The sequence below is a fragment of the Methylocaldum sp. genome, from assembly GCF_035627495.1.
In the GTDB taxonomy this organism is placed as follows: Bacteria; Pseudomonadota; Gammaproteobacteria; order Methylococcales; family Methylococcaceae; genus Methylocaldum.
This window is the reverse complement of record NZ_DASPLO010000144.1, coordinates 1-7,809: the sequence shown is the minus strand read 5'-3', so window position 1 is coordinate 7,809 and position 7,809 is coordinate 1. Positions and strand designations below refer to the sequence as shown.

The window sequence follows — 7,809 nt, the reverse complement described above, 5'->3', positions numbered from 1 at the left end:
TTGGAGAACGCCAGGGTTTTTCGGGTATAGCGCGCCGACCGCTGGCGCACGGTGTTGTTCCCGCGTTCGACATGAGCGGTTTGCCCGTCCCGTTTCGGGCCAGCGTGGTGTTGGTCGGCGGGAATCACCGCGGTATATGGTTCCCAGCCATCGGTGTAAGCTAAGGCCCGTCGATAGCGTACCGGTAGCCGCTCCCAGAGTTGCCGGGCCGTCGCTTCCGTGCGATCCCCCAAGGCCTAGGCGACCCCTTGGCGGGAGTGTCGGGCGAAGGCGATCCACAGCCAGATCGGCTGAGACTTTCGGCCGACATAGCTCCAAAGCTCATCGAGCTCGAGCATCGGCCGAATACTGACGTCCCGCGGTGATTCAACGACGGTGATGGCCAGCGGCGGCAGATGCTGGACTTTTTTTGAGCCACTTGGCGACGGTGGCCGGTGCCACGCCGAAGGTGCGTTGAAGCCCCCGCAAGCTGCTGCGCTCCTGATAAGCCCTTAGAATCTGCTCGCGCGCCGCCTCGGAATAGCCCCGAGGCGAGGGATGTTGACGACTTTGGCGGCCGCAGGCGTGGCATAGGAACTTCTGTTTGCCATTGGGCGCATGACCGTTCCGGACCAGTCGATCACTTCCGCAGTGCGGGCATAGGAGAGTTTGAACCACCATAACTGAAGCCCCTGATGAACGAATCCATATTAGACCTCATCATTCTCAAGTTATTCACTACTCCTTTTCGGAGTCCTAATCGTCATCTGAAATATTTTAAAAACATTGGTGCTTGACTGGGAACTTCGTAACAGGTTTAATACGCAACTCGATTCGCCACTGGCCAGGTAGCTCAGTTGGTAGAGCAGGGGACTGAAAATCCCCGTGTCGGCGGTTCGATTCCGTCCCTGGCCACCACGAATTGACACGATTTCAGAGGCTTACCTTCGGGTAGGCCTTTTTCGTTTCTAGGACCGTAGCCGTTTCGTAGCCACTAAGCGTGGCGCCCCGGTCAAACTGGTGACATACCCCGCCAGATGTTCGGCCCCGAAGTGGGCATAGCGCCTTACCATCTGCACCGTTTCCCAACCCCCGAGCTCCTGGAGCACATGCAAGGGTGTCCCCCGTTGCACATGCCAGCTCGCCCAGGTGTGGCGAAGGTCATGCCAGCGGAAATCCGAAATCCCCGCCCGCTTTAGCGCCTTCTGCCAGGCATGATTGTTCACCTGCTTGACCGCCCTCCCCTGATAGCTGAACACATGGGTCGGGTGTTGGCCGAGTTGCTGGCGGATCACCATCACCGCGACATCCGACAAGGGCACCGCCACGGCTCTTCGAGCTTTCATCTGGTCCGCATAGAGCCAGGCGACCTTTCGCACCAAGTCTACCTGCTCCCAAAGGAGCCCGGTGACGTTGGCCTGCCGAAGCCCGGTTTCCAGACTGAACCGCACCATGGCCGCCAAATGCGCCGGGAGCTCGTCCATGAGCCGTTCGGCCTCCTCTGAGATCAAGAACCGGATACGCTGCTTGGGTTCGGGTAAGAGCCGAACCCTCGGCATTCCATCCAGCCACTCCCACTCATGCACGGCTTTCTTTAGGATAGCCCGCACGAGAGCTAACATCCGGTTGATGGTGCCATTGGCGGCCCCGGTCGCTTTCTTCGCCTGAATGAGCGAATCCAGCATATCCCGATCGATGTCCCTCAGCCGCACCCCTTGGAGATGGGCATCCAGCCAGCGCAGGTGCTTTTTGTCGCTATCCTGGCTGGCCTTGTGCGCGGTCTCCTGGAGCCAGCGGAGGACCGCCTCCTGCCAGAGATACCCCGGTTTCACCCCAAGCCGGCTTTGCTCCCAGAGTTCCGCCTTGAGCCTGTCGTGGAGTTCCTGGGCTTGCTTTCGGTCGTCAGTCCCAGTGCTTTTTTGTATGCGTCGTCCGTTGACGGAGAGCTTGATCCACCACACCGATGAATCTTTGCGTTTGTAAAGTGACATGCGTTTACCTCATTTCGGCTGTCACCTTGCAACGCCCGCGGCCGGTATTGTGTGCGGAGCCACTCCGTGAGGTCAACGCCCAGGAACAGCCAGCGCTTGCCGACCTTGGCGGCGGGGATCTCCCCCGCCCTGGCTTTGTCCCGGAGCGTTACAGGATGCAGGTGCAAAAAGCGTGCGGCTTCATCGAGCGTCAGGGTATTTACCTCTTCTCGACTCTCACTCGCCGTCTTTGGCTTTTCGGTACGCATGGGCATCTTTCCGGGTGCGTTCGCGCTCGTCCCTTTCGGTTTCCTTGTTACGGTTCTCCAGCGTGTTGTATTTCCGGCCTTTGGCGCTGACCTTCTCCAGGACATAGCCCTTAAAGTCCTTGCCGCTCTGTCGCTGATAGCTATCGTGGAAGCGTTCGGCATGGGCGAGGAATTCGCCGAAGCCTTCGCCAAGGTCGGTGATACTGTGGCGGGCCATGAACGAGGTAAGCCCGCCGAGGCCATTGATGAAGAGGGATTTATCGGAGGGCAGGCGTTCCTTACGAACCCGGCCCAAGGGTTGCCCGCTATCCCCCGACCAGGGCACTGAGGCTAAAGCATCCCAGAAGGGATGATTAGGCCAGCGGGTTTGATTGCTGTCGTCCGGGTTCGGCGCGGTGAGCCGGAGCCAGGTTTCCGTGGCATAGCGCCAGAGCCCGCCGAGACTTGGCGGCAGATCGACCAAAGCCAAGACGCCGAGTTCCCGCAGCACGTCCCGGTTAAACTCGAATTCGAGTCGCCAGACCGTTTCTCCCTCTTGCCAGCCACAGGCGGCCCACAAGGGCTTGAGGTAATCCTTTTTGCTCTTCTCAAGTTCCAAGGTCTTGTTATAGAGCCGAGCGCCCAGGGTACCCCCGAGACCGATGCTCCAGCCGGAGAAGCGGCGCTTCTCGTAATGCATCCAGATTTTGTGCGCCCGTGTCACCCAAGCGTCTTGACGCCAACTGTCCATGGCAAGGGATGAGACGACATCGGCGAAAAGATCGGCTCGGCTGATTTGGGCGGGACTCTCGACCCGGCCCAAGGTGTTCACGATGTAGCGAAGCTGGGCTTCGGCCTCGTGCACTGGAATCGCGGTCAAAAGTTCGCTGGAGAGCTGGACATAGGCCATGGGCAAGGCGCTGCTCTGCCCGCTCGACAACTGGATATGAAAGCAGTTATCCACCAGCACGTAGGCAAACCGGCCTTTGCCCTTATCCTTTACTTCGAACAAGTGGCCACCGATCCTGACTTGCGCGTTCGAGCGTTCACCCTCTTCCGTCGATTGCGCCGCCCGTTTCAATCCTTCCAGGCGCTGCGCCCAGCCGGAAGCGAGTTTCCCCGGATAGGAGAGATAGAGACTATCGATTCCGAACCGAAGAAGCCGAGCCGAAGCCTCCCCTTCCAGGTTCTCGCTGTAATTTGCAGGTGCTGTGTTACTAGGCGGCGCACCTGGAGCGGCCAGTTCCGCCGAAGGGCTTGCCCCATCGCTTAACGGACTTCCCGTTGCCATGGGGCCACCGCTCGGCACGGGATGCGTCGTACCTCCGCACTCCCGCGCCTCGACGGCGGCGCCACTTGAAGAAGGAGACCGTTGTTTAGACGGCGTTGAGCCTGGCTGCGGTTTGTCTGAGTCGTGCATAAATCACCTTGACCGTTTTGGCAGGACGGCCCATCCGTCCCGCTACGGTTGCGTAATCTAGGCACTACATCTTGAGGACTCGATGTACTGAAAAAGAATCTGAGTGCATTGACTAATAGAGGCGCTTGTGTTTCTGGAAGCGGCGATATTGGAGCCGGCGCTTTCTGAGGTAACTGACGTCCTCAATTCGGTTTTGCCACCGATCAAGACCTGCCGCATCGCAGAGATCAAGGATTTCCGTATCCGTCAGTGTTCCATCCAGCAGATTGAAGCTTTCGAGAAACGCAAACAGGAGGAATAAGAGCCGGAATTTGATTCTCCCTTGCAGGGGCGGTTTGCTGCGCCATCGCCCGAGTGTTTCCAGAAAGTCTGTATCGACTTCCTGGCATGCGCGCTCTTCGCGTTCCACGAAATACGGAATGGCTTTCAGGATCGACCAGTCGATATGGACCGCCATCATGAAGGCGTCATCATCGCCGGCCATAGCCTCCGCCACGAGCTGAGTGAGCTTTCGCCCGTGTACCATGACGGCCAGTAGGTTATGAAAGCTCGCCATAAAGAAGATAAAGAAATACTGGCCGCGCCTGATGGCTTCTGCCTTTTCATTCTCATCCAAAGCTTCAAACAACCGCTGTGCTCGCGCCTCATCCTCCGGCGTCTTCGGCAGCTCAAAGTCCCATGCAGCATCAAATTCCCCGGATTCTAAATACATCGCCCACTCATCGAGAAACGCAGTCCGCTCTTCATCAGTTGCGACGGTGAGTTCGGCTTCCCATCCTTTAAGTTCCTCAGGATCGAAGAACGCGAGCATTAGAGCTCTGGGGATCGCCAACTCATTGACGTAGACCTTGGCGTAGTCGGTAACCTTAAGATTTTCGAGAATTCGGTAGGTATTGGAATTGAGACGCACCCGTCCACCATCCTTCTGGAGTGTTTCGAGTAGCCAGCCATATTCCGGCATCGCTTTTTGAAGATAGCGAACTGCTACGTCCTTACTAGGCTTGGGCGGCAACATGACAATACGAGATAGGCATAGATATTACCGAAGAGAATAGACGAGTCGACATGGAAATCTACCAGAACTCCTGCGGACCGGTCCTCCAGATAACAGACGCTCTCTCGTCCGTATCTTGCACTCTAGAGATAAATCTATGCTACCTACACAGATAAGCCCACGTTATTACGGGAATTTCATCTTTATGACAGTGCAGTAGAAAACCTGGAAAAAATCAGCCACCTAATTCATGCGGGTTCACTACATTGACCATTTCTAAAAATTTCACCTACAATTGTATTCGGCAGGTGCACTTCGCCTGTTTGCTGTGCTCTTTATAAAAAAGTCTTTTTGATATTGCTTGGGGAATCGATGCCTCTTTACGAGGCGACCCATAAAGGTCATGACCGGGCTGGTGCGGTTTCCATCCCGCCGCCCTCGGACTGCCGGCCGCTACGCGACCGTTGTCCGGCGTAAATACTTTGGAGTCTGTCCATCCAATCATAGTATCCCCTACTCCGTACTTGGTCCGGCCCTTTTAACAACAAGTGCGGAGGCATATGTTTCATGTGTAACATGCAATACAAATTGACAATCTCTTTCGTGAAGAAGAGCGATCAAGTCAACTCAACAGGTCGAGTTGAGACTGATAAGCAAGTTGGATTGGACAAAGGAAATTGTTTGACCATGTACGTGGCTATAATTTCCTTGGTTACGGCATTACTCAAGCTTGGAGCCATGCTTTCAAATTTGAACGTCTTGTAACCGACTCCTAGTATTTTTGCTTTCTATTTTTTGCGAACATGGATAAACCGCAATATTTCCATCTCCCTATTGGTTCGGTCCAGGTGCTTGCTAGAACTCTCGGGACGCACCCGGATTTGCTTTGTGATATTGCCAGGAAAGTAGACCAGTCATACACGAGCTTTGATATACCAAAAAAGAATGGTAGTTTCAGGACCGTAGTTGAACCAAAACACGAGTTAAAAAAGCTCCAAAAACGAATAAACACTCGTATATTAGAGCATGTACAATATCCACTTTACTTACAGGGTGGAATTAAGGACAAGAATAATCCAAGAGATTACATCAAGAACGCCTCTATACATGGCAAGCCAGAAATTGTCATTACCCTTGATATAAAGAACTTTTATACAAATATTCAGCGAGAAAAGGTTTTAAAAATTTTCAAACTTTTTTTCAACTTTGAACCCGACGTTGCAAACCTTCTGACTGATTTGACAACATTTAATGGGCGAGTCCCTCAGGGTGGATGTTGCTCTTCTTATCTAGCCAATCTTGTCTTTTTTAACTCCGAATATAAATTAGTTCAAAGCTTGAGACGCCATGGCTGGAGATACTCAAGGCTTCTTGATGATATAACTATTTCCTCGTTAACACACGTAGAAGACATAGAATCACCAATAAAAGATATAGCAGCACTTTGCACCAAATATGGTTTAAAGATCAATAATAAGAAAACCAAGATTTCCTATAGAAAGCATGGAATATCAGACCTTTGTGTGACAGGTGTCTGGATTGGACATAATCAGCCACGCATTCAGAAAGAAGAGCGTAGATACATTAGGCTTCTAACCCATATTTGCGAACAAAAGTACAAAGAAGATCCCTATTCCGATGATTATCACAAGCTTTGGAACATGGTTTCAGGAAAAGTAGCAAAGTTAGCTAGACATAACCATGCTAATGCACAAGATTATCGCGGCAGGCTCCAAGACGTATTTCCCCTATGTGATGAGCATAATAAAAACTCAATAATAAGGGAAGTTAAAACCATTTGCGGAAAGCCATCACAATCTCATTACAGAATAGGTTTTATTAAAAAATTAAATAAAGCCTATTATTCACTTGGGATTCTTTCAAGAACAGACAAAAAGTTGTCTAAATCATTACGGAAAGAAATTTCTGAAAAACACCCTCAGGTACCGTCAATAAAGAAATATTGGGAGCGGTGATGTCTACAGAAAGGGAAATTGGCATCATTAGAGAGTACTTCACACTGAAAGGTTTCGGATTTATCCGTAGGGAGCGAGGGAAAGATGTTTTTTTCTTCTACACAGACTTAAAGTGTAAAGACGAAAATATTGATATTGGCGATAGAGTCTCATTCAATGTAACAAAGACACCGAAAGGCCCCAGAGCCACCCTGATTAAAAAAGAGGGTAGTGCGATATAGATCGCGTAAAGTCCTTTTTTGAAGATATCAGCAGAGGCCGTGGAGCGGCCTTTTTAGTCCTAGTTCTAGCTCCATCCCCGCCTGTATCTTAAAACCGGACTTTCAAAACATTGCGCTGACCAGATGACTTTTGAGATGGAATACCTGCTGGCATTGCATCCCTTATGGGCCGTAGCCATTTCGTAACCGTTCTGGCGTTACGGGCTAATCAATTCAGCGCTTTATAGCACTTCGTTTTGCGTTGCGGGCGTTTGCAAGGTATTGATTTTAAAAGTACCTTAATTCATATTTCGTTCCTGAAAATCCCCGTGTCGGCGGTTCGATTCCGTCCCTGGCCACCATTAAATCAAGTATTTAACTTGATTTTCCGACCTACAAATTTCCTTTTGCCGGAGTGTGTCGCACAATCAGGCGCGGCGTATCAGCACAATTTCCGGTTTCTGATCCCGATCGTCCAGAGACGCTTGATCTGCGGATGCCCCTGGCTCTTTCGCTTTGTGCTCTGCTTAAGCTCCGCTCATATCGGTCAGCGGCGCAAAGCTGCGTTAGGCATGGAACATACAAAACACCAGTTCCCAAAATGAAATGTCCGAAATCGTGAACAGACCCTCGTTCCGCCCACGTTCTCAGGCGATATTGGCGCGTGGGATCAACCAATCAGTTTGGGCTGAAGAGCGAGTTAAATCACCGGTCGCTATGTTCGCTTTGGGCCCAATGGGAGACCTTCACAAGCTGTAGGCCACCGGCTATTTGAAGCACACAGCGGTTGGTCCGTAGTTGTCAGGTCCCGTGTGATTCTTTACCAAGAAGGAGCTATGCTCTGTTCGAGGCCCGGAGCGTGCTCCGGGAGGTCTTTGGATATGCCGGTTGAGGTCCCTAACCATGCAAATTTGTCTTCACAAGAACGCCCGCACCACCCCCGCCGTGCGGCAGGCGATTCGAGACTCCGAACTGAGCGAGCGCGCCCTGGCGAAGAAACATGGCATTAGCCGTACGACCGT

6 protein-coding genes, 1 tRNA gene and 2 pseudogenes are annotated in these 7,809 nt (G+C 52.2%); 3 read left to right on the top strand and 6 right to left on the bottom strand.

The annotated features are described in order from the left end of the window. Positions 1-338: pseudogene (locus VEB01_RS11735) on the bottom strand (IS1 family transposase); the annotation flags it as partial. A gap of 28 nt (positions 339-366) precedes the next feature. Then, complete coding sequence (locus VEB01_RS23110; RefSeq protein WP_414675458.1) at positions 367-660, bottom strand: transposase-like zinc-binding domain-containing protein; 294 nt, start codon at positions 658-660, stop codon at positions 367-369. A gap of 161 nt (positions 661-821) precedes the next feature. Here VEB01_RS23110 and VEB01_RS11730 point away from each other — a divergent pair. Beyond that, positions 822-897 (top strand) — tRNA-Phe (locus VEB01_RS11730). Positions 898-947: 50 nt separating this feature from the next. Here VEB01_RS11730 and VEB01_RS11725 read toward each other — a convergent pair. The 4 genes and pseudogenes from VEB01_RS11725 to VEB01_RS11715 form a co-directional block, all read right to left on the bottom strand. Further along, complete coding sequence (locus tag VEB01_RS11725; RefSeq protein ID WP_324875635.1) at positions 948-1,970, bottom strand: tyrosine-type recombinase/integrase; 1,023 nt, start codon at positions 1,968-1,970, stop codon at positions 948-950. Positions 1,971-2,029: 59 nt separating this feature from the next. Beyond that, positions 2,030-2,218: pseudogene (locus tag VEB01_RS23105) on the bottom strand (helix-turn-helix domain-containing protein); the annotation flags it as partial. After that, positions 2,187-3,488 carry a hypothetical protein gene (locus VEB01_RS11720; RefSeq protein ID WP_324875633.1) on the bottom strand — a complete coding sequence of 434 codons (1,302 nt, stop codon included), beginning with the start codon at positions 3,486-3,488 and terminating at the stop codon, positions 2,187-2,189. The gene VEB01_RS11720 and the pseudogene VEB01_RS23105, both read right to left, overlap by 32 nt. Positions 3,489-3,729: 241 nt before the next feature. Next, on the bottom strand, positions 3,730-4,632 hold the full coding sequence (locus VEB01_RS11715) for a hypothetical protein (RefSeq protein WP_324875631.1): 903 nt from the start codon (positions 4,630-4,632) through the stop codon (positions 3,730-3,732). Between the two features lie 782 nt (positions 4,633-5,414). Between VEB01_RS11715 and VEB01_RS11710 the strand changes: the two genes are divergently transcribed. Both VEB01_RS11710 and VEB01_RS23100 read left to right on the top strand, forming a co-directional pair. After that, positions 5,415-6,587 carry a reverse transcriptase family protein gene (locus VEB01_RS11710; protein ID WP_324875629.1) on the top strand — a complete coding sequence of 391 codons (1,173 nt, stop codon included), beginning with the start codon at positions 5,415-5,417 and terminating at the stop codon, positions 6,585-6,587. Continuing rightward, positions 6,587-6,808 (top strand): retron Se72 family effector protein, encoded by a 222-nt coding sequence (locus tag VEB01_RS23100; protein WP_324875628.1) that lies wholly within the window; start codon positions 6,587-6,589, stop codon positions 6,806-6,808. The genes VEB01_RS11710 and VEB01_RS23100 overlap by 1 nt, the downstream gene beginning before the upstream one ends. The last annotated feature ends 1,001 nt before the right edge of the window (positions 6,809-7,809 follow it).